The following is a 21,133-nucleotide window of genomic DNA, read 5'->3' as shown; positions in this document are numbered from 1 at the left end:
CCCGACTCAAATGGCTGCGTCTCTTGTCCGGCCCATAGCGGCCGTTGGGATCGTGATGTGCAGTGACGCCTCTTGGCCGGCAAGCGACCTCCGCTGGTCGGTTCCCCGTCGGCTTATGGCACCATTTAGCGTTCCAACTTTCCAACTAGCGTTCCGAGGCTGCGATCAGGCTTCCCTGCGTCTAGGAATACGCCTTAGACTGGACAGCGGCATTTGTCGACGCGTCAATGTCCTTCGCAGAGCCATTAGAGCTTTGCGGCGGCGCGGCAGTACGAGGTGCAATGTTGCGATTTTGCAAGGCGGGCGCGCCTTTCCCTTGCATCTCGGGAAAATGTGAGGCTAAACTCCTTGCTGTCAGTCTCCGCTAGGGGCTGAAGAGGTGCCAGCACGAGCTACTTGGCTGGTTCCCGTGTATGCCTTGTTAAGGGCGAGCGGGTTTCGAAGTTTCCGAAATCTTCCTGAACACAGGATCGCTCATGCCCTCGACTCTCGCGCGTCTGCGCGCCCGTGCCTTCCATCGTCAATCCGGTCGTTGCTTCTATTGCTGCTGCCCCATGTGGGAGCAATCCATGGGAGCGTTCGCAGCGACCTTCTATCTCTCCAGTCGGCAGGCTCGACACCTGCAATGTACGGCCGAGCATCTGCATGCCCGAGTCGATGGCGGCGGCAACTCCCAAAGCAACATCGTGGCCGCCTGCCGGCTTTGCAACGCCCGCCGACACCAGGGCAAAGCAGCGCGGGACGCTGCCCATCACAAGGAATACGTAGAGCGGCTCATGCGCCGGAGACGGTGGCACCACCCCTGGGTCTTCGAGAAGCTACTGCGTTCAGTCGGGTCCGTGAACCCGCCGACCCCCGCCGCCGTTGGCACCGATTGCGAATTCCACGCCTAGAATCCTTGGGTCGCCCCGTCACGACCGCTTGGCTGCGGCCAGCGGCTGGACCGCTCCCGACCCATTCCTGCCCCCCAGCGCTAGATCGTCAATGGCTTCTTTACGCGTTCAATCAGCCGTCAGATTCTGGGCAGGGAGAAATCCGAGCCTTAGATGAAACGCGGGCGGAAGAAATTTCCGCTTCCGGCAGCAAAAAACCGAGTGTCGCCGAAGGCATTCTAACGCCGCTTCGGGTGTCTAATCTCTTCCCTGAAGTCTTCGGCGAAAGCTTCCGCCAAGAGGAGTCTGGGTCCAGGATTCGGGAAGATGATTGCGTATCGCGAAGCTAGCTCTTCTCTTAATGGTCGCACGACGACGTCATGCGCTGAGAACAGCTCCGCAGCCCAGCGTGACACCAGTGTGATTCCCGCCCCGGCCGCTACGAGTCCGCAGGCTACCAAGGAATGGGGTGTATCCACAATGACGTTTGCCGCAACTCCAGCATTCGAAAACGCGTCGTCAATCTGGTGGCGCAGAAAACTGTGCTGGGACAGCAAAATTAGCCGCTCACTGGCAAGGTCCTTGACGGAAATTGCCCGCTTCGAGGCGAGTCGATGACCGACCGGCAGTACCGCGACTGCCGGACTGGGTTCCAGTGGCTCCATCGCGATAGCGGGCCGCGACAGCGGCAGTTCGATCAAGCCTACGTCGAACTGACGTGTAGCGACGAGATCCGCGACCTGCCGGGACGGCAGGCTCTCGATGTAGACGGATACATTTGGTCGGGTCGACAGAAAGCGAGCAATGGCCCTCGGCAACAGCCACTGAGAAATCGAAGGTAGCGTCGCAATACGCAGTGCTCCCGCGCGCTGGTTACGGATGTCTTCAGCGATCTGGGAAATCCGTTCGAGGCTGCCATAGATTGGCTCGATCTCACGGTATAACGCCTCCGCCTCAGGCGTCGCCACAAGCTTACGACCCCTGCGCTCGAAGAGCTTGTATCCGATGCGCAGTTCGAGGAGGGCGATTGCTTTGCTGACCGCCGGCTGCGTCACGTTCATCAGTTGCGCTGCTCCGACTACGGTACCCGTGCGCATTACGGAGTAAAAGGATTCAACTTGGCGTAGATTGACGGTCTTTTTCATACATAACTTTCTGGAATAAGCAGGCTGTAAAGAATGAATTGTCATGCAGAGGTAGCGCTTCTAAGATTCATTCACCCTGGACCCAAATCTTAGCGGCAAACCAGGGGTATGGAGATACGGACAAACATGCCCCCCGAACTCAAACATGACAAGACCCTTCTGCCACAGACGCCGCGCTGCGGCCTGGGCAGCTTACTGGCATCGGCAGGGGTCACCGCGTTCGCGATGTTCGCGTGCTTCCCGGTGAGCGCACAGGAGCCGACGCAGTCATATCCAACCCGCCCAATCAAACTGGTAGTCGGGTTTCCCCCGGGCGGATCTTCGGACGCGACCGCGCGGTTGCTGGGCGCTGCGTTGAGCGTGAAGCTCGGCCAGCAGATTGTGGTGGAAAACAGGCCGGGCGCGAATTCCATCATCGCGACTCAGTATGTGAAGAGCCAGCCTGCAGACGGCTACACGCTCTTGTCGGTTTCCTCGTCGTTCGCCATCAATCCGGCCCTTCAGAAGCTGAACTACAACATCTATAAGGACTTCGCGCCCGTTGCGCTGCTCGGCGTCATTCCGCTGTGGCTCGTTACGCCGGCTAGCATTCCTGTGAAATCGATTCCCGATCTGGTCTCGATGGCCAAGGCGCAGCCGGGCAAGCTTCCTTATGCGAGCTATGGCCCTGGAAGTGCGGGTCATTTGGCATCGGAGTTGTTGCTGTCCAAGACGGGAATCAACATGATCCACGTGCCCTACAAAGGCAGTGGTCCTGCGCTGATAGACCTCATGAGCGGGCAGGTGACAATGATGATGCCCACAGTGGCGTCGTCAATCAACCTCGTCAAGGAAGGGAAGCTTCGAGCTATTGCCGTGTCGAGCAAGAAGCGTGTCTCAGCGGTCCCCGATGTTCCGACCATTGCGGAGTCGGGCGTACCTGGCTTCGAACTTGTGGCGTGGGAATCCATCCAGGCTCCGGCCAGCACCCCCGCACCTATCGTCAATCGACTAAACACGGCTATTCGCGAAGTGATGGCAACGCCAGATTTCCGCGAGAAGCTCGTCAAGCTCGGCATCGAACCGGATTCGGGCAAGACTCCCGCCGAGGTCGCTGCGTTCATTCGCAGCGAGGCAGACAAGTTCGAAAAGATTGTCCGCGAGCGCAACATCAAGGCGGAATAGGCCATGGGTACTGATCACATCGACACGCTCGTCATAGGCGGGGGCGTAGTGGGCCTATCCGTGGGATATGGGCTTGCCCGCAGCGGAGATACCGTGTGCGTGCTTGACGGAAGCGATGACGCCTTTCGTGCATCGAGAGGAAATTTCGGCCTCGTCTGGGTCCAGAACAAGGGGCTGGGTCGTCCGGCCTATGCACGCTGGACCATGCAGGCGGCGCGCGAGTGGCGAGCACTCGCGACGGAACTGCAAGACCTCACGGGAATTGACGTCCAACTTCAGCAGCCAGGCGGAATTAGTATGAGCTTCGATGAGAAGACGCTCTCTGAGTCCGCCGGGAAACTCGCAGTATTAGGTGCACAACTCGGTATCAACTATCCATACGAAGTCCTAGATCTGCCGAGCCTGCGCCGGCTCATCCCAGAAACCGGCCCGGATGTTGTCGGTGCGATTTACTGCGAGCTCGACGGTCATGTCAGTCCGCTGCGTACGTTGAGAGCGCTGGTCCAAGGCTACAAGGCTCTCGGTGGCCACCTGGTGACCGGCGTAAGCGTTGGGAAAATTGAGCACCGCGCGGGGGAATTCCGAGTCCGGGCTGGAGACCGCACGTTCTCGGCATCGCGCGTGGTACTCGCTGCCGGACTGGCGAACAGAGACCTTGCTCCCCAGGTAGGACTATGCGCCCCCGTACGACCTGTACGAGGCCAACTCCTGGTTAGCGAACGGGTGTCGCCATTTCTGCGATATCCGTGCCATTACGTGCGGCAGACGGGCGAAGGCGTTGTGCAGATCGGTGACTCGAAGGAAGAAGTCGGGATGGACGATGGCACCACGTTGCCTGAACTGGCTCGCATTGCAGCGCGAGCGGTGCGCAGCTTCCCAATGCTGGCCAATGTCAACTTGGTTCGCACATGGGGCGCGCTGCGTGTCATGACTCCGGATGGCTATCCGATTTATGAGCAGTCCGTTGAGTGCCCGGGAGCTTTCGTCGTGACGTGCCACAGCGGCATCACGCTGGCACCAGCACATTCCGGCCCTCTTGTGGAATGGATACGTACCGGCACCGAACCGGTTGAAGTTCGGGATTTCAAGGCAAGGCGTTTCGATGTTCAAGTCAATCAAGTTATCGCCCACTGAGCTGCAGCCGACTGTTGTCATCCACGTGGAAGGACAAGCGGTACATGCGTGCGCGGGCCGGACCCTGGCGACAGCATTGCTTGCCGCGGGAATCGTGCCTTTTCGAAAGACGGCAGTATCGGGAGCTCCACGGGCGCCGCTATGCCTCATGGGTGTATGTTTCGACTGCGTCGTAGAAGTGGATGGCGCTCAGAACGTGCAATCCTGTATGGTCGAGGTGCGCGAAGGAATGCAGGTGCGGTTGCCATCGGGCGCACGGCGCGTGGAGGCAGCAGCATGAGCTCAGGGAACAATGTTCGCTCCATCGACGAAAAGCGGATCAACGAAGGCTTCACCCACGACCTCATCATTATAGGTAGCGGTCCTGCGGGGATGTCGGCAGCGACAGTTGCGGCAGCGTGTGGCCTGCGGACTGTCGTGCTCGATGAACAGCCTCGCGCTGGCGGCCAGATATACCGGAATATCACGGTCGCGCCCCGAACGGTCAAAGAGTTGCTCGGTCCGGACTACTGCCATGGCGCGTCCTTGGCGGAGCGCTTTGCAAAATCAGGGGCCGATGTCCGGTACGGCACTTTGGTGTGGGATGTGGCGCGTGATCTGACTGTTACCGCGCAACAGTCAGGACGCTCGTTCAACGCCCGTGCTCCGCAATTGGTGATTGCCACCGGAGCGATGGAGCGCCCCTCGCCGTTACCCGGTTGGACGCTACCAGGCGTACTAAATGCAGGCGCTGCACAGATCGCTCTTAAGACGGCAGCTCAAGTCCCAGACGGCAGGGTTGTGCTGGTGGGAAGCGGTCCATTGCTACTGTTGGTTGCATGCCAACTGCTAGACGGAGGAGCCAAAATTGCCGGCATCATTGAGACAACCCCCACAGAAAACAAGCGGCGCGCATTGAAGCATCTGACATTGGCTGCAACGTGCCCGAAGATTCTCGGAAAAGGTCTACGGATGCTATGGAGGCTGCGCCGTGCGGGCGTACGCTTTGTCAAGCATGTGGAAGATCTTCGCATTGAGGCTACAGATGACGGTCAACGTGTGCGAGCGGTGTCATTCGTCGAGGGCGGCAGAGCGCAATGTATCGAAGCCGACGTTGCCTTGCTTCATCACGGCGTCGTGCCCAATACTCAGATAACCAGGCTCTTGCGTGTGGACCACTCGTGGAGCGATGAGCAACTGGCGTGGCATCCGACCGTTGATGCGTGGGGTGAGACGTCCTTGTCTGGGCTTCGAATAGCCGGCGATGGTGCGGCGATCGCGGGCGCTTTGGCTGCGGAGGCCAGTGGTGCCATCGCTGCCATAGGGGCTGCGGTGGCAATCGGAAGACTAGACGCTAAAAGGGGCGAGCAACTTGCGAAGTCTTGGCGCTCCGCGCTAAAGCATCAGCAGCGTGTCCGTCCATTCTTGGATGCCCTTTATCGCCCTCCAGAATGGCTCGTTGACTGTGCTGACGACACTGTTGTTTGCCGATGTGAAGAAGTCACCGCGGGGCGCGTCCRTGAGATGGCGAAGTTGGGGTGTGAGGGACCAAACCAGACTAAGTTCTTTAGTCGCTGCGGGATGGGGCCATGTCAGGGGAGGATGTGCGGAATCACCGTGACCCAGATACTTGCGAATACCCACCATCGTACGCCGAGTGAGATTGGCGCCTATCGCATTCGTGCCCCGATCAAACCAATAAGTCTTGGGTCGCTGGCCGCCCTAGCGTGCCCCCCCAATCAAGCACCACAAAAGAAGGAACACAAGTCGTGATGGCAATCCAGAGACACCATACGAATTCGCGTCTGAGCAAGGTTGTCCGCTATGGCGGACTGGTGTATCTGTGCGGACAAACTGCCAAAGGGAGTGCTTCCGCCACCGGCGATATCGCCGCGCAAACAAGTGAGGTCTTGTCACGTATCGAGGCGCTCCTTACTGAAGCGGGAAGCAGCCCTAGCCGGCTTCTCTCTGCGACGGTCCATCTGCGTGACATCAGGGATTTTCCAGGAATGAACGCTGTATGGGAGGGGTGGTTGGCAGACAACAAAGCGGAGGCACCCGTTCGTACTACTGTCGAGGCAGCGCTCGCCACGGAGGGGCTACGAGTTGAAGTAACTATAGTGGCGGCAGAAGGAAGCGCGGCTGTATAGGAGAGTAAGAAACCTAGCGATCGCTGTCCGAACTGCTACGCGTGCAGCCCTTAAAATGTTATGCGCGTGCGTTCTCATACGACCGCTGTGGATCCGGCTGCGGTCGTATGATCTGATGCGGCGAAGGTCAGTCATTGGCCGGCAAGCGTCCCCTGGCCGGCCAATCTCTCCGACTACACGTCAATCTGGTCCGCCAAAATATGCCTGGCGACTTGACACCACATGCCGATAGGGTCAAGTCGGCCGGCGCTGTCCATCTGGCCTCAGCGGTCGCCTAGCGATTGGGAAGAGGCGCTGACAAATTCCACACGGCGCTCTTCGAGCCGGTCGAATTCCGCGTTATGAAGCATTAGGTAGGCTGCACGCCTCTCGCATGGCTTGTTCTCAAGATCTTGCAAAGGACCAAGCTTGTTCAGATCGCAATGCGTCATGGACTTGGAGACTGCCAATTTTCCGTCCGGTCGGAAAGTGATCATATATCGATCAAACAACGCATCCAGGTTGGCTGACAGCAGTAGGCCATTCTTGGGGTCGAGCCTCTGTGCGTCGGTCGAATGCTTCCACGGCACGATGTGTGAGGCGCGCAGCGCCGAAAGAACGGTCAACCGCGTGACTGCACACGCGCTATTGAACTCTTGCTCGAGGTCGGCCCGAAATTGCCCTTGCCCCAGACGCACAGCCACTTCTGCGAGACGCTCCGTTTCGGATTTCGACTTGTCTGTCAAGATCGTCTGCAAGTCTTCCTGAATATTCGCCGCGTCCAGACTGCTTTCCGGCGGAAAGAAGGCTGCGTCAATCCGTCTCGCCCAATCGCGCATCAGCAGTAGACTTGTCGCTTCATCCTCGATCCATAGATAAGACCCGCTGTAGTCCGTATAGACGTGTAGCCGATCCGGATCACAGCCATGGTCGCGGGCGAAAGCATACTTTTCGAAATCTTGAGGCGCTTTCGCGATAGAGACCTTAACGCCTTCCTTTGGAAAGCGGTACAGGCAAGCATACGGAACTTTACTCAACCAAAGCTGCTCGCTCATCAGTCCGATGTAAATGCCGCGCCAGGTGATACGCAATGTTCGTCGTTGAGCCTTCACCGGGCCCTGCGTCGTAGCTGCGACAGTAAAGCCCTCCTTCTCCAACGAACGAATGATACCCATTGCAAAGGCATTAGGCGGGGCACCGGTATAGCCTGAAAAGGCGGATGTCGAGCCACTGGAAGTCATTGGGGTCTGGCTCGATGATTTCCCAGTTCTATCCTGCAGGAGGGAAATTTCATGCTTGATCAACGCCGCAAGTGACTCTACAGATTCCACCCTCTCCAGCGAGCGATCGCCCCCGGACGCGTGGGACTGTGCAAGCTTCAGATCCCATAGGCCCCGAGGCGCCGACTTGAGCCGAAAGATTCGGTTCAAAACACTCTTCTTGCCAAGGAAATAGCTGGTGCTATTGGTGTTCTTCTCTCGCTCCAGTTCGGGGAATCGTTCGCGAACCAAGGCGTGGATCTGTTCGAGACTTAAAGCGGTCTTCATGGGCCTATTGCTGGGAGGAAACCATCATGATACCGATTCGTTGATCTGAGCGTCGATTCACCGTCAGCGACCTTTCCATTGATGGCGGTACTTGATCGGCGAGACACCACGCGCCAACTTGAAGGCACGACTGAACGAAAACTCCGATCCATAGCCGACGCGCGACGCGATCTCACTGAGGCGTAGTTCGGTTTCCTCCAGCAGTTGCGCGGCAATGCCCATGCGCCAACGCGTCAGGTACTGATGCGGTGGTTCGCCCACCAGGGCGCAGAAGTTGCGGGCGAAAGCGGCTCGCGACAAGGTGGCTTCTTTGGCGAGTGCCGTGAGCGTCCAGGCACGTTCTGGTGCTTCGTGCATCCGCGCAAGGACCCGCGTCATTTGCGGCGACCGTAGGGCCGAGAACCAAGCGTTATCTGTAGGGGACGCATTTTCAGCCCATTCGCGCATCAAGTAGACGAACAAGGACGAAAGCAGATTCCGCACCACGATGTGGTTGCCAAAGTTCGGCGTCTCTACTTCGTTACGGAGCATGCGCAGCGTATCGCTCAGAGGAGAATGCCCGGGTTCCATCCCGGCGCGAAGCAGCACGGCCTGCGGAAGCGCCCTTAACGCGGGGAGCGCCAGATGCTGATCCAGGTCGAACTGGCCGCAAATGAGCGTGGTGGCCTTGGGATCCGGGTCAACGACGCCGTCGCGTCTGGCAAGGAATGTATCGAGTGGAATGGCCTTGCCTCGCTTCGAATGCACGACTTCATGCGCACCACCGCGCGGGAACAGAACCAGTTCACCAGCACGCAATTCCAGCGTCTGCGCATCAGATTGACGCACGAAGGCATGTCCTTCCGCAGCGAAATGGAACACCACGGCATCGCGACGCTGCACCGCAAAGCCCCATGGCCCTGCCACGCGCGTGCGTACCAGCACCAGGCCATCGGCTCGGACCGCCTTTAACCAACCGTTCAACGCTTCCATGACCTCATCATAGCTGCTGAATGAGACGAAATGATATGAATTCTGGATGCATCGATATGGATCATCTTCCCTTGGGCTGCTTTACTACGGAACACCCCTCCCCGAAAGGCGAACCATGAACAGAGAACGCATTCAAGCTGCCATCGACACCATCTACGCACGCATCTTCAACAACGGCGAGTCCGAGCTATTGCCGGGCCTGGTTGCGGGTCCGTACATCCAGCACAACCCCCTGTTTCCGGATGGCACCGACTTCATCGCCGGCTACATCAAGCAGGCCGGCAAAGTGCCGTGCGAGGTCAAACGTATCGCGATCGATGGCGACCTCGCATTCATTCACGTGCGCTATCTGGACTGGGGCGGCAAGGAAACCGCAGGCGTCGACATTTTCCGCTTTGACGCCAATGGAAAGATCGTTGAGCACTGGGACGTGCTGCAGCCGGTACCGGAGACGGCCAACAACACGAACACGATGTTCTGAGCAGGCGAGGGACTCGCACGAAGCAACCCGTACGATGTTGGCCTGGCGCGCTGTCAACCTGAGTCAAAGGGAGCTGGCCCATGTCCGCCTATGAAACCGTGCGGGTCAATACATCACATGTGGTGATGACCCGGTGATGACCGTCACCCTATTCAATCCACCGATCCACCTTGAAACGGACGCGATGATGGCGGACCTCGATCGCCTTCACCGCCGTCTTGATCCTTGGCCCTGACTGGCTGTAGCCGCCACATTTGCCCGCGCCGAGTGCCATTTTTGGGTTCATCGCCGATTTGCGTGGGCAGCTTTGCGGGTTGCGTGTGGTGGTTCGTATGCAGCAGCCCGGTGTCCGGGCCTTGTTACCGTTGTCACGCTTGGCTGGGCCTGCTTCGCCGACGCCGCGGCCGCGGCGACGACCCATTCCCAACGGTTATGGCGTTATGCCGGGCAGCCTATTGCCGGATATCCGCTACACGCCGCATCCTCCGTTGCAACGCGCTAATCGAAGCGCGGGCAAACGGAGGAGACAAGGTGCGGTTCCCATTTTCCATTGGCAAGCCAGGCGTACGGCGCTGTAACGCAATCGCAGCGATGGCACTGCTGGGCACGCTGCCGGCGGTGACGTTGGCGCAGCCGCAGGCTGCCCTGTCGGCGGCAACCCCGACGTCAATTCCGGCGGCAGACCCGGCCACCAGCATCATGCAAGGGTTTCCGCCGCCACCCGACGCACAGGTCAACAGCAGCAACGCGTTTCGCTACCCCTACCTGCGCTGGGCCTTCCGGCACGCGCGCGAACTTTCGCCCACAGCAGGCATTCGGCACTCGGCACAGCCCCTGCCCATGCCGGTGCAACCCGTTGCGGGCCTGGACCTGGTCAGCTTTGAAGTCGACCGTCAGACCATCCGGCTTGATGAGTACTTGCGCCAGACCCATACGGACGGCTTCATCGTGCTGCACGAAGGGCGCATCGTCTACGAGCGCTACTTCAACGGTTTCGGCGCTGAACAGATGCATATCTGGGCATCGATGACCAAATCGGTCACCGGGCTGCTGGCTGCCATGCTGGTCGACGAAGGCAAGCTCGATCCAGAAACCAGATTGTCCACCTATGTGCCCGAACTGGCCGGCACCCCATTCGGCGAGGCCACCGTCCAGCAGAACCTCGACATGGAGGTTGCCGTCGGTTATCCGGAACACCTTCCACCAGATCTTGGCCTGTTCGGCGCGGTGGGCATCCTGCCGCGCCGCGAAGGTGCTCCGGACAATATCTATGCCTTCCTGAAGGTGGCCATCCCGGCCGCGGACAAGGCAGCGGATGTCTGGTACTACCAGAACGGCTCGCCCGAAGCCGTAGCCTGGGCCCTGCGCCGCATCACCGGAAAGTCGTGGGCGCAAATGGCTTCAGAGCGGATCTGGTCGCGCTTCGCCGAGGATGACGCCAGTGTCCAGATCGACCGCCTTGGCACCGAGATGGCCAGCGGCGGGATCAGTAGCACTCTGCGCGATGCGGCCCGTTTTGCCGAGTTCGTCAGACTGGCGCAAGCGCAACGCTTGCCAGACCACGTTGCCAATGCCACGCGCATCGCGCTGCAGCCCGGCCACAATCAGGCCCGGTTTGCGCGGGGCAACCTGGCAGCCGGTCGGCAGGGCTACGCCTATCGGGACTACTGGTACCAACGCAACGATGGCGACGGCTCGGTGGAAGCCGGCGGCCGCTTTGGCCAGAAGATCTACATCAACCCGCGCCGGGCGCTAACCATCGTCAAATTCTCTTCGAGTCCCGACACCGCGCCGCGCGCTACCAGCGCCAGCGACAAGCGGCAGACCGCGGCATCGCGCGGGCCGCTTGAATCGTCCGAGACATTCGGCCGGGCCGCGCAGGCCATCTACGGCGCCATCGCGCGCTGACGCCTGACGGCAGGCTGCCTGGCGGCCTGGCTGTGTGCGCCCGCGCCGGACGCCCGCTTCGCGTTCGTCCGGCGACTTCCGGTCTCGCTTGCGGTGCCACCTGCCGCGCCGTCCATGAAGAAATCAATAATAAAGGAGACCACCAGAATGAAGACGCCCCTATGGATGTTGTCCGCCGCCTGCGGCGCGCTGTCCGGCGCGGCCCAGGCGAGTGTCACGTTGTACGGCGTGGCCGATGCCAATATCGAGTACGTGAACCATCTCTCGCCGAAGCTGCCCACGCAGCCCGGCTTTCCCGGGCCGGGGGAAACACGTGTGGCGCTGAACTCGGGCGGCCTGTCCGGCTCGCGATGGGGCCTGCGTGGCACGGAGGACCTGGACGGCGGATTGAAGGCGGTGTTCGTGCTGGAAAGCGGCTTTGGCCTCGACGATGGCAAGGCTACGCAGTCGGGGCGCTTGTTCGGCCGCCAGGCGTTCGTTGGCCTGCAGAGCGAGCGCGCCGGGCGGATAACGTTCGGGCGCCAATACACGGCGATCTTCGACGCGTTCTCCAACTTCTCACCATCCGGCTATTCGACCCAATATGAACCGATCGCCGCACAGCTGGGCCTGGATTTCCGCTCGGACAATATGGCGAAATACACTGGCAACTTCGGTGCCTTGACGGCCACCGCCGACTGGTCGTTCGGCAACGGCGTGTTCGGCAACGGTGAGGCTCCCGGCCAGTTCCGCCGCGACACTGGCTATGGCGCCGGCCTGAATTACTTTTCCGGTCCCTTCGGCCTGGCGTTTGCCTTCAACCGCTACAACCCCACCATCCCGACCAGTGGCGACGTCGGCAATTTTCGCAAGGCCGGGGTGGCTGCCAGCTACAGCGCGGGCCCGGTCAAGCTGATGGCCGGCTACCGGTGGGGCCTGAACAAGGCGAGCAACGGTGCCACCATCGTAAGGGACGACTATTACTGGGCCGGCATCAACTACCAACCTACCACTGCGCTGGGCCTGACGCTCGGCTACTTCTATGACGACGTCAAGATGCTCAGCGGCACCAATGTACCCAACGCCTGGCAAATCAGCTTCATCGCCGACTACAACCTGTCAAAGCGCACCGATATCTATCTGACCATGGCCTACGTGCGAAATGCTGGCATCAATTTCGATACTTCGGCGGTCAGCTTCGCCAATGGCTATTTCCTCGGGGCGAACGACCGCACCATGACGGCGGTCGCCGTCGGCATCCGACACAAGTTCTGATGGGTGACCGCCGGGAAGGTGGCGGGGCTCATTCCCGGCGGCTACCCACTGATATCTTGCGGTCGACATCGCGCATGTAGGGCGCTAAGACAGCTCCCGGCAAGCCTTTGTCTGCGGCAAAGGCGCCGTGCTGCCCCCGAAGGCGGCGGAAAACCCCCTTCCCTAACGCCTTCCGCACACTCTGGCGAGCGCCGGGCTGCGCATCCCGACCCAAGCTCGCCCCACTATGGAGGGGTGCTGCCAGGTCGTGTTAGTGCTTAGTATCGCGCGATACAACAATAGGCGCAGGAGGGTCAAGTGAAAGCGATGCTCGGGCTGGTGTTCCTTTTCGGCATTGTCGTCGTTGTCCTGTCGGTACTGAAGGCGGCAGGCGCAGGCGGGAGTCCCTCTAAGCATTTTCGCTTTGCCCGCAGAGCGCCATTCTTGCGCCAGGATGAGATACAGCTCTACGAGCGGCTGAGCGCGGCGCTGAAAGAAACGCACGTCTTTCCCCAGGTCGCAATGTCCGCGTTTGTACAGCACAAGGGAAAATCACAGGCCGCCAGGAACCTGTTCGCTCAGAAGTATGTCGACTACCTGGTTTGTGAGCGCAAGACGATGCGGCCGCTCTATGTCATCGAGCTTGACGGCGCCTCGCACGGTAGCGCTAAAGCACAGAAGCGCGATAAGCAAAAGAATGATGTTCTTGCATCGGCCGGTATCCCGATCATGCGCTACACATCCAAGGACGTCGAACTGGGGACGATCCTCAGCGACTACATCACTGTTATCTCGCCACAGTCGACTGAAGGAACTGGCCCGTCAGGACCGGAGAGCGCGCGAAAGCTGCGCGCTGTGCAGGCACCCGTATCCTGAAGTTGCACCATGCAGAGGTATCTGACAATCGCGATGTTCGTCATGGCCACGAATGCCGCCGGCCAGACCATCTATCAATGCCGGAGCGCCGCGGGGCAAGTCACGTTGCAGGATGCCCCGTGCCAGAGCGACGCAAAGACGGAGATGGTAAAGAAATCCATCGGCCAACAAAACGCAGAGTATCGCGCTGAACCGTCATCCGTCTTCGATCCCAAGGGGCAGGCCAGGCTCACTTCAAGCATCATCTGCCCGTCGCTGCGCCAGTCCTACCAGGCTGCTGTTACCAACGCTGAGCGTGCCATGCTCAGCCATAATCCGGTACAGACGCAGCAAGCGTCGGAGGCTGTACAGCGCGCTGGCGCACAAGTATCCAGATACCGGTGCGAATAGCTATACGCTGAACCCACACAGCAATTCTCCTCTGAGATCTCCAAAAACACGGGCGTTCGCATCGGCGCCGATTCTGCCTAGCAGCAGTGTCAACGCCTCGGTTCGGTAATGAACCCGATTTTGTCGATGCCGCCGCGCTGCGCGGCCGCCATCACCTCGGCCACGCGCTCGTAGCGCACGTCGCGATCCGCGCGCAGATGCAATTCAGTTTGCGGCCGCAGCTTGACGGCTTCCGCAATGCGTTGCTCCAGCGCGGCGTTGTCTACCAGCTGCTGGTTCCAGTACACCCTGCCCTGCGCATCGATCGACAGCTTGATGTCCTGCAGCCTGGTGTCGTTGGGCTGGTTGCTCGCACGGGGAAGACTGATCTTCACCGCCTGATTGATGACAGGAATGGTGATGATGAAGATGATCAGCAGCACCAGCATGACGTCGACCAGCGGCGTCATGTTGATCTGGCTCATCAGTTCGTCATCGTCTTCGTCGAGCGTGCCAAATGCCATGATGCTTATCCCTCCTGTTTCGGGCCCAGGGATGCAGGCGCTCAGTTCTCGACAGCCAGCCGCATCGAACCGTCATCGGCGCGCGCGCTCGTGGTGGGGCGCACGCGGGCGCCGGTCACGAAGTAGGCGTGCAGGTCGTGCGCAAAGCGGTTGAGCTTGCTGATGACGCCCTTGTTGCCCCGGCTTAGTGTGTTGTAGCCGAGCACGGCCGGGATTGCCACTGCCAGGCCGAAGGCGGTCATGATCAGCGCCTCGCCCACCGGGCCGGCCACTTTGTCGATGGTTGGCACGCCAGCGCCACCAATGCCGATCAGCGCATGATAGATGCCCCACACGGTGCCGAACAGCCCGACGAAGGGCGCGGTCGAGCCGACCGAGGCCAGCACAGCCAGGCCCGATTGCATGTGCGCCACGGCTTCGTCGTTGGCGCTCCTGAGCGAGCGAGTCAGCCAGTCCGAGATGTCCAGTGCATCCTGCAGTTGCGGCTGGCTGGCGAGATGGTGCTGCGCGGCTTCGCGGCCGGCCATGGCCAGCGCGCGGAACGGGTTGGCATCGTTGGCGCCCAGCGTGTCGAGTGCGTGATCGAAATTGTCCGACCGCCAGAAACGCATTTCGGCGCCACGTGCCATCGACTTGAGGCGAACCAGATCCCACGCCTTGGTGAGAATCACGATCCACGAAAGCACCGACATGATCAACAGAATGATGGCGGTGGCGCGCATGACGACATCGCCTTGCGACCAGAGGTGTGAGAGTCCGAGGTCCTGCATGGTGGCTCCTGGATAGGCGGTGAACAAGCGGTGAATAGGCGGCGTTTAGCGGGCGCGGAAAGTTCCGGCAGTTCAGTCCAGTTCGAAGGTGACCGGCTGCTGTGCGGTGACCGCCACGCCACGGCCGTTCTCCATATAGGGCTTGCAGCGCATCGCCTGTACCGCATTGACCGCGGCCGTATCGAGGCGGGTGGATCCGCTTGAGCTGACAACGGCCGCTTTGACCACGCGGCCGTTTTCGTCAGTGGTCAGGCGCACGATCGTCTTGCCGGTTTCACCCGTGCGGCGCGATTGCGCCGGATAGGTGACCTGCGGCGACGAGCAAGCGATTTCACCGATTCCCACCGCGCGGGGCGCGGCGTTTGCCGCTGCGGCAGGTGCGGCTGGTGCGGGCGGCTCCAGCGCCGGAGCTGGGGCAGCGGGCGGAGGCGGCGGCGCCTCGATCGCGTTCGGCAGCGGCGGCAATGATGCTACGGCGGTCGGCGTGGGTTGCGGCTTGGGTGGGTTCGGGTTCGGGTGCGGCGTCACCACCCTGGCCTGTCTGGGCGGCGTCGGTTGCGGCGTGGGTGGCTCCGGCGCTGGCGGTTGTTGCGGCAGTTCCATCGGGATGATGCGCGCGATGATCTCGGGCCCGACAACCGCCTCGGTCAGCTTGCGGCCCAGGCCGGTCTGGATCAGATAGAGCAGCCCTGCGTGAAGGAGCAGGACGACGATGGCGACCTTGAGGAATCGTTGATCAAACATGGGAAGAGTCCCCGCTAATGGCGCTAACCGTTGCACGGCTCCGACTCTGGAAGCCACTGAGCCGACAGACGGCACTGCCGCTCTCGGGCGACAGCGCGTTGCGTACCTAGTCCAGGCGCCTGGCTGCGACCACGAGCGTGTGCAGGTTTTATCGCTTCCTGCTGTGTCAGGCTGCCCCGCGGTGGAGAGGGAGACGGTGAGAGAGGCGGATTGGATTCTGCCGATTGGGCATGGGCGACAGCGGCGACAGCGGCCGCGCCGCCGGCCGCGATGGCGCGTAGCGGAAAACGGGTCATGGCAAACGTGCGGGCCCGCACTGCCCGACATCGGCAGGTGCCGCACAGGGGTTCGTCTGCTGGTGAGCCTGCAGATGCGCGAGCGCATGGACCGCCACCACCGACTGAGCGAACAGCAGGAACAGGACCAGCAGGATCGATAAGCAGCGCTGCCGCATGGGAAGCAAGGAAAGAGGATCAGCACTCTTTGCAACTTTGTTGCAAGTCTGCCACCAACAAACCGGGCAAGCAATCGCTCAGTGGCGAGGTGGCGCTGCGCAGGACTGACGGGGATCGTCAGCTTGTCAGTTGTACTGCCACGACTGCCCCGCAGGTGATCGCGCCTTCTCTTCGCCACGCGTGTCCGTCAACAGGACCGAAGCTGGGACGCAGGTTTTGAATGTGGGTCCACGGCGTCGCGATGGCGGGCCATTCGCTCGTCTATCATGGTTGGCAGGCGCGCCTGTTTGCCGCTGAACCGTGCGGCAACCTATCGAAAGGAGTCTGGCATGAGCACTTGCGATCTGCCGCACCATGCCCACCATCATCACCGGCATGGCATGCACTGCGGCCATACGGCAATCCGGCACAACGGACACATCGATTTTCTGCATGACGGCCATTTGCATCATCCGCATGCGAGCCATGTCGATGAGCACCGGCTAGAAGTCGGTGAGAAAAATCCCGACCGATGCACGCCGGACCACAACTGCGGGGGGCACGAGCCCGGGCATGTCCACGGCCCCGGCTGCGGGCACGAAGCCGTGCCACACGGTGACCACATGGACTACCTGGTCAAGGGCCATCTTCACCATCCACACGGTGACCATTGCGACGATCACGGCCCTGTAGATCTGGCGTAGCGAATGGCGTGGTGTACTGGGTGCCGCTGAGCAGGCGGATGGGGGTGTTGCACACACCCCCCATGGCGACGATATTGGCTGGCATCCGCATCCCGACCCTTCTCGGACAATGACGAGATCATGTCTTCTGGCGGCTTAGGCATTGTGGATTCAACCGGTCAACGCAACGGATTGATGGAATCGTTCAGCCGGTGTATCGAAGTCCAATGTCTTTCGGGGGCGCTCCTACGCGCAACGCGTCAAGCCGCCCGTTGCTTCCATGGCGTTGGCTTCGGTACCGCACAAGGTCCTTCCACCTCAATGCTTGCGAAATCGGCAGGTCCCACTACCTCCAGATACTCCATGTCTTCAGAGTAATCGAAAAGGTAGTGCCTGATTCCCGGCGCCTGATGCACGCAATCACCTGCGGCCACCAGCGTCTCGCGGTCCTCGTACATGAAGCGTGCCCAACCTTTCAGCATGTAGACGATGTGAAACTCTGCCTTATGTACATGCCATCCAGTGCCGTTTTCCGGTGCATTATTCGCCCGCACCAATTGCGCGATCACGCGTCCGTTCGTGGCGGCAGCAATGCCAAGGTCGCGATACACAAAGAAGTCGCGAAGGCCTTCACCCCGGAACGCCGTGTCGGTTGGAAGCACGTGCGAGAAGCGGGTAATCGTTGTGGGTTTCATTACAGATCTCCTTTGCTGGATTCATTTCTGGCCGCCATACGGTGCAGTGAAATATTGGTGCTGCGGGCTGCGTGAAACGCTGCCGTCCTGATGGAAGCGAAAAGGCCTAGTCCGGTTGCGCGGCGCCCACACGCAAGGCGCTCTTGGGCAGTACAAACAGAATGGCGAGACCACCGATGACCATGATGGCAGCGATGACATAGATGCCGTATGACAAGCTTCCGGTCTGCCCCTTGATAAAGCCCAGTAGTGTCGGACTGACGAAGCCGCCAACCACGCCGATGGAACTCACTAGTCCGATTCCCACCGCAGCGGCCTCTTTGCGCAAGTACGTCGGCGGGATGGCCCAGAATGCAATGCCGGCACCGAACTGGAAGAAAGCGCCGAAGCAAAGGACTGCGAGGCTCGCGGCGAGCGAGGACTGAAGCCATGTGGTGGATGCCAGCGCGGCCGCCGCAATGATGAGAGCACCGCCGACGTGCCAACGTCGCTCCTTGAATCGGTCCGAACTGCGCGTCAGCAACAGGACGCCCGCACCAGCGCACACATACGGGATGGCAGAGTACCAGCCGATCTGCGCGACATCGGTGACGCCCAGTCCCTTGATCATCGTTGGCAGCCAGAACGTAAAGGTGTAGTTCGCACAGGCTGTAGCAAAGTAGATCAGCGCGAGCAGCCACACACGAGCATCAAAGAAGGCCTGGCGAAGCTCCGATCCCACTCCACTGTGCGCACTGGCGGCTCCAGATGCATCAGCACCGAGAGCGTTCTGGATAAGATCCTTCTCCGCGGGCGTCAGCCAACCGGCATCCGCAGGCCTGTTCTTCAGCAAAAGGAAGCAGGCGATACCCAGAAATGCCGTGGGCAACCCTTCAAGCAAGAACATCCACTGCCATCCCGCGTAGCCACCGACGCCGTTCATCGACGACATGATCCAGCCAGACACCGGACCACCGATGATTCCCGACACTGGAATGGCGAACATGAACATACCCGTGACGGCCGCACGGCGCGTGCTTGGGTACCAGTAGGTGAGGTACAGGATGATGCCAGGAAAGAAGCCGGCCTCGAAAACGCCCAGCAGGAAACGCACCACGTAGAACTGTGTGGAAGTCGTGACAAACATCGTAGCGGCCGATGTCAGGCCCCACAGCACCATGATCCGCAGAATTGTAAGCCGTGCGCCGATGCGTTCGAGCAGGAGGTTACTCGGAACCTCGAACAGCAGGTAGCTGAGAAAGAAGATGCCCGCTCCGAGGCCATACACGGCATCGGAAAAACCCAGATCTCCCTTCATCTGCAATTGCGCGTAGCCGACGTTGATCCGGTCCAGGAACGCCAGCAGGTATGAGAAGAAAATCAGCGGCAGGATCCGCAGCGTGATTTTTCGATAGACCTGGTCCTCGGACAGCGCGTGCCCGTTGGCATCGGCAGTCAGCCCTACGCTGACATTTGTGGTGGCAGGCATGTTGTCTCCATGTTTTCTAAGAGTAGATGGCGCATTCTTGGCGCGCATGGCAGCGCCCCCCCCCGCCTCGTGGCGGGGCGCGGTGATGCTTGAAATGGGAATTGGATAATCCGAAGCCGCTCAGAATCGGGTCTTGTCCCGACCCTTGAGTTGCAGGAACTCTCGCGCTTCTGCGGGAGTCGCGATCTCAAGGGAGAGTTCCTCGAGGATGCGACGGATCTTTCGGACCTGTTCAGCGTTGGTTTTCGCCATGACACCCTTGCCGAGATAGATGCTGTCCTCCAGTCCCACCCGGACATTGCCGCCCATGATCGCTCCCATCGTGAGCAGCGACATCTGGTGACGGCCCGCGCCGAGGATGGAGAACGCATAGTTCTGCCGGCCAAACAGTCGATCCGCTACCGTGCGCATCGTCGTCAGGTTCTCAGGGTCAGGTCCAATCCCGCCCAAGATCCCGAAGATGGATTGAATGAAGAACGGTGGCTTGATCAGTCCTTCATCGACAAAATAGGCCAGGTTATAAAGATGGCTGACGTCGTAGCACTCCAGTTTGAACCGGGTTCCATGCTCGCCCAGCTCGCGCAGCACGTGGGTGATGTCCTTGAAGGTGTTCCGGAAGATCAGGTCGTCCATCCCCTCAACGTATGGGCGTTCCCACTCATGCTTCCAGTTCGTGATCTTTCTTGCGATCGGATGGATCGAGAAGTTCATCGAACCCATGTTGAGAGAACACATTTCCGGCTTTGCGCGCAGCGGGTAAGCGAGGCGCTCTTCCAGCGTCATCCGCGTACTCCCACCCGTCGTGATATTGATCACGGCATCCGTGGCCTCGGCAATTCGGGGAACGAACTGCTGAAACAGCTCCGGATCTGGCGAAGGCCTTCCGTCGACGGGATCGCGGGCATGAAGGTGCAGAATGGAGGCACCCGCTGCGGCTGCGTCGATCGCCTGCTCCGCGATCTGGTCAGGCGTAATCGGAAGGTACTCCGACATCGTCGGCGTATGCATGGCGCCGGTAACCGCGCAGGTGATGATTACCTTGTTGTTGGCTTTGCTCATAGTGACACCCAAAGTCTCTGGTGGATGGTTAGCGCCCAAGGGCGGTAATCAGATGCATGGCAAGGGCGTTGCGCACTTCATCGGCGGACTCTTGTGTCCAGTCACGCAGACCCTTCCCGGTCCGCATGCCTGAATTTCCCTGCCCGAGCAGATCATCGAGAAGCGGAGAAGGCTCTCGCGAGTTATCGAGGTCGGGAAAGATGAGCTGATGGACGTTTCGGGTGAGTTCCAGGCCTACCAGATCGGCATTCTCCATGGGGCCCAGAACCGGTAGCCGCATGCCGAAACTCTGCTTCACGACGATGTCGATCGTCTTCGCATCACAGACACCCCGGTAGACGAGCGAAATGGCTTCCCTCCACAGCGCATGCTGAAGTCGGTTGCCAATAAATCCTGGTACGTCTTTATGAACTTTTACGGGGCATTTGCCGACTTGTTCCAGGAGGGCGAACGTTTCATTGAAGACATCGTCGGACGTTTCTTCGATCCGGATCACCTCGACCAGCGGCACCAGATGCGGCGGATTCCACCAATGGGTACCTAGCAGTCTTGCCTTGGCCGCATCGCTCAACTCGCGGCCGATCTCGCTAATTGGAATGACGGAGGTATTGCTGGCCAAGATGGCATGGCCGGGCGCTGACGCGGCGATTTCCCGGAACAGGTGCTGCTTCAATTCGATTCGCTCGGGTGCCGCCTCAATCACCAGGTCTGCCTCGGCAACCGCTGCTTTCAGGTCGCGTTCGAGCCGTAGATTGCGAAGAACCGAGAGCGCCTTGCCGCCCATCTGGACCAGATTGTGAGAGATGTGAGCCGGCGCCTTATGGAGCACTTCTTCGTTGGAGTCGGTCAATGTCACGAGGTGATTTGCGGCGGCAAAGACTTGCGCGATGCCATGACCCATCAGGCCGGCACCCACGACGGTCACGTTGAGGCGTTTCTGCACTTAC

General features: G+C 60.2%; 22 protein-coding genes. 12 read left to right on the top strand and 10 right to left on the bottom strand.

Annotated features, from left to right (window positions below; genetic code table 11):
- Positions 1 to 476: 476 nt before the first annotated feature.
- Positions 477 to 893, top strand: coding sequence for an HNH endonuclease (locus AB4Z48_RS11875; protein ID WP_441614135.1), 417 nt, complete (start codon positions 477 to 479; stop codon positions 891 to 893).
- A gap of 218 nt (positions 894 to 1,111) precedes the next feature.
- Here the strand turns inward: AB4Z48_RS11875 and AB4Z48_RS11870 are convergent, their stop codons facing one another.
- Positions 1,112 to 2,017, bottom strand: coding sequence for a LysR family transcriptional regulator (locus tag AB4Z48_RS11870; RefSeq protein WP_441614134.1), 906 nt, complete (start codon positions 2,015 to 2,017; stop codon positions 1,112 to 1,114).
- A gap of 126 nt (positions 2,018 to 2,143) precedes the next feature.
- Here AB4Z48_RS11870 and AB4Z48_RS11865 point away from each other — a divergent pair, with 126 nt between their 5' ends.
- The 5 genes from AB4Z48_RS11865 to AB4Z48_RS11845 are packed head-to-tail and all read left to right on the top strand — an operon-like array spanning position 2,144 to position 6,444.
- Complete coding sequence (locus AB4Z48_RS11865) at positions 2,144 to 3,181, top strand: tripartite tricarboxylate transporter substrate binding protein (RefSeq protein ID WP_441614133.1); 1,038 nt, start codon at positions 2,144 to 2,146, stop codon at positions 3,179 to 3,181.
- 3 nt (positions 3,182 to 3,184) lie between these two features.
- On the top strand, positions 3,185 to 4,315 hold the full coding sequence (locus AB4Z48_RS11860) for an NAD(P)/FAD-dependent oxidoreductase (RefSeq protein WP_441614132.1): 1,131 nt from the start codon (positions 3,185 to 3,187) through the stop codon (positions 4,313 to 4,315).
- The gene (locus AB4Z48_RS11855) at positions 4,284 to 4,595 is read left to right on the top strand and encodes a (2Fe-2S)-binding protein (protein ID WP_441614131.1); all 312 of its coding nucleotides are present in this window, start codon (positions 4,284 to 4,286) and stop codon (positions 4,593 to 4,595) included. Before AB4Z48_RS11860 ends, AB4Z48_RS11855 begins: the two co-directional genes overlap by 32 nt.
- Positions 4,592 to 6,067 carry an FAD-dependent oxidoreductase gene (locus AB4Z48_RS11850; protein WP_441614130.1) on the top strand — a complete coding sequence of 492 codons (1,476 nt, stop codon included), beginning with the start codon at positions 4,592 to 4,594 and terminating at the stop codon, positions 6,065 to 6,067. Before AB4Z48_RS11855 ends, AB4Z48_RS11850 begins: the two co-directional genes overlap by 4 nt.
- Positions 6,067 to 6,444: a RidA family protein gene (locus AB4Z48_RS11845; protein WP_441614350.1), complete on the top strand. Its 378-nt coding sequence runs from the start codon at positions 6,067 to 6,069 to the stop codon at positions 6,442 to 6,444. The genes AB4Z48_RS11850 and AB4Z48_RS11845 overlap by 1 nt, the downstream gene beginning before the upstream one ends.
- Before the next feature lie 263 nt (positions 6,445 to 6,707).
- Here AB4Z48_RS11845 and AB4Z48_RS11840 read toward each other — a convergent pair whose 3' ends face one another.
- Positions 6,708 to 7,970: an HNH endonuclease gene (locus AB4Z48_RS11840; RefSeq protein ID WP_441614129.1), complete on the bottom strand. Its 1,263-nt coding sequence runs from the start codon at positions 7,968 to 7,970 to the stop codon at positions 6,708 to 6,710.
- Between the two features lie 63 nt (positions 7,971 to 8,033).
- A complete protein-coding gene (locus AB4Z48_RS11835; protein WP_441614128.1) occupies positions 8,034 to 8,942 on the bottom strand; it encodes an AraC family transcriptional regulator in 909 nt (302 codons plus the stop codon).
- A 115-nt stretch (positions 8,943 to 9,057) separates the two neighbouring features.
- Here AB4Z48_RS11835 and AB4Z48_RS11830 point away from each other — a divergent pair, with 115 nt between their 5' ends.
- The 5 genes from AB4Z48_RS11830 (at position 9,058) to AB4Z48_RS11810 (ending at position 13,830) form a co-directional block, all read left to right on the top strand.
- Positions 9,058 to 9,423, top strand: coding sequence for a nuclear transport factor 2 family protein (locus tag AB4Z48_RS11830; RefSeq protein ID WP_441614127.1), 366 nt, complete (start codon positions 9,058 to 9,060; stop codon positions 9,421 to 9,423).
- A gap of 618 nt (positions 9,424 to 10,041) precedes the next feature.
- Entirely contained in the window at positions 10,042 to 11,331 is a 1,290-nt protein-coding gene (locus AB4Z48_RS11825; RefSeq protein WP_441614348.1) for a serine hydrolase domain-containing protein, read from the top strand.
- Between the two features lie 147 nt (positions 11,332 to 11,478).
- The gene (locus tag AB4Z48_RS11820; RefSeq protein ID WP_441614126.1) at positions 11,479 to 12,585 is read left to right on the top strand and encodes a porin; all 1,107 of its coding nucleotides are present in this window, start codon (positions 11,479 to 11,481) and stop codon (positions 12,583 to 12,585) included.
- 306 nt (positions 12,586 to 12,891) lie between these two features.
- Entirely contained in the window at positions 12,892 to 13,440 is a 549-nt protein-coding gene (locus AB4Z48_RS11815) for a DUF2726 domain-containing protein (RefSeq protein ID WP_441614346.1), read from the top strand.
- Positions 13,441 to 13,449: 9 nt separating this feature from the next.
- Complete coding sequence (locus AB4Z48_RS11810) at positions 13,450 to 13,830, top strand: DUF4124 domain-containing protein (RefSeq protein WP_441614125.1); 381 nt, start codon at positions 13,450 to 13,452, stop codon at positions 13,828 to 13,830.
- An 89-nt stretch (positions 13,831 to 13,919) separates the two neighbouring features.
- Here the strand turns inward: AB4Z48_RS11810 and AB4Z48_RS11805 are convergent, their stop codons facing one another.
- The 3 genes from AB4Z48_RS11805 to AB4Z48_RS11795 all read right to left on the bottom strand — a co-directional run bounded on the left by AB4Z48_RS11805 (position 13,920) and on the right by AB4Z48_RS11795 (position 15,847).
- Entirely contained in the window at positions 13,920 to 14,333 is a 414-nt protein-coding gene (locus AB4Z48_RS11805) for an ExbD/TolR family protein (RefSeq protein ID WP_441614124.1), read from the bottom strand.
- Positions 14,334 to 14,374: 41 nt separating this feature from the next.
- Positions 14,375 to 15,103 (bottom strand): MotA/TolQ/ExbB proton channel family protein, encoded by a 729-nt coding sequence (locus AB4Z48_RS11800; RefSeq protein WP_441614123.1) that lies wholly within the window; start codon positions 15,101 to 15,103, stop codon positions 14,375 to 14,377.
- A 72-nt stretch (positions 15,104 to 15,175) separates the two neighbouring features.
- Positions 15,176 to 15,847, bottom strand: coding sequence for an energy transducer TonB (locus AB4Z48_RS11795; RefSeq protein ID WP_441614122.1), 672 nt, complete (start codon positions 15,845 to 15,847; stop codon positions 15,176 to 15,178).
- Between the two features lie 784 nt (positions 15,848 to 16,631).
- Here AB4Z48_RS11795 and AB4Z48_RS11790 point away from each other — a divergent pair.
- A complete protein-coding gene (locus AB4Z48_RS11790; protein ID WP_441614121.1) occupies positions 16,632 to 16,985 on the top strand; it encodes a hypothetical protein in 354 nt (117 codons plus the stop codon).
- Between the two features lie 239 nt (positions 16,986 to 17,224).
- On the opposite strand, the gene AB4Z48_RS11785 is transcribed toward AB4Z48_RS11790, so the two are convergent.
- The 4 genes from AB4Z48_RS11785 to AB4Z48_RS11770 all read right to left on the bottom strand — a co-directional run bounded on the left by AB4Z48_RS11785 (position 17,225) and on the right by AB4Z48_RS11770 (position 21,129).
- Complete coding sequence (locus AB4Z48_RS11785) at positions 17,225 to 17,659, bottom strand: cupin domain-containing protein (RefSeq protein WP_441614120.1); 435 nt, start codon at positions 17,657 to 17,659, stop codon at positions 17,225 to 17,227.
- Positions 17,660 to 17,765: 106 nt separating this feature from the next.
- On the bottom strand, positions 17,766 to 19,127 hold the full coding sequence (locus tag AB4Z48_RS11780) for an MFS transporter (RefSeq protein ID WP_441614119.1): 1,362 nt from the start codon (positions 19,125 to 19,127) through the stop codon (positions 17,766 to 17,768).
- A gap of 120 nt (positions 19,128 to 19,247) precedes the next feature.
- Positions 19,248 to 20,186, bottom strand: a complete 939-nt coding sequence (locus AB4Z48_RS11775; protein WP_441614118.1) for a 3-keto-5-aminohexanoate cleavage protein — start codon at positions 20,184 to 20,186, stop codon at positions 19,248 to 19,250.
- A 28-nt stretch (positions 20,187 to 20,214) separates the two neighbouring features.
- Complete coding sequence (locus AB4Z48_RS11770) at positions 20,215 to 21,129, bottom strand: 3-hydroxyacyl-CoA dehydrogenase family protein (RefSeq protein WP_441614117.1); 915 nt, start codon at positions 21,127 to 21,129, stop codon at positions 20,215 to 20,217.
- Positions 21,130 to 21,133 lie beyond the last annotated feature (4 nt).

The organism is Cupriavidus sp. 2TAF22 (genome assembly GCF_052115045.1).
GTDB lineage: Bacteria > Pseudomonadota > Gammaproteobacteria > Burkholderiales > Burkholderiaceae > Cupriavidus.
Note: the sequence above shows the minus strand (reverse complement) of the source record. Positions and strands in the feature narration are given on the sequence as shown.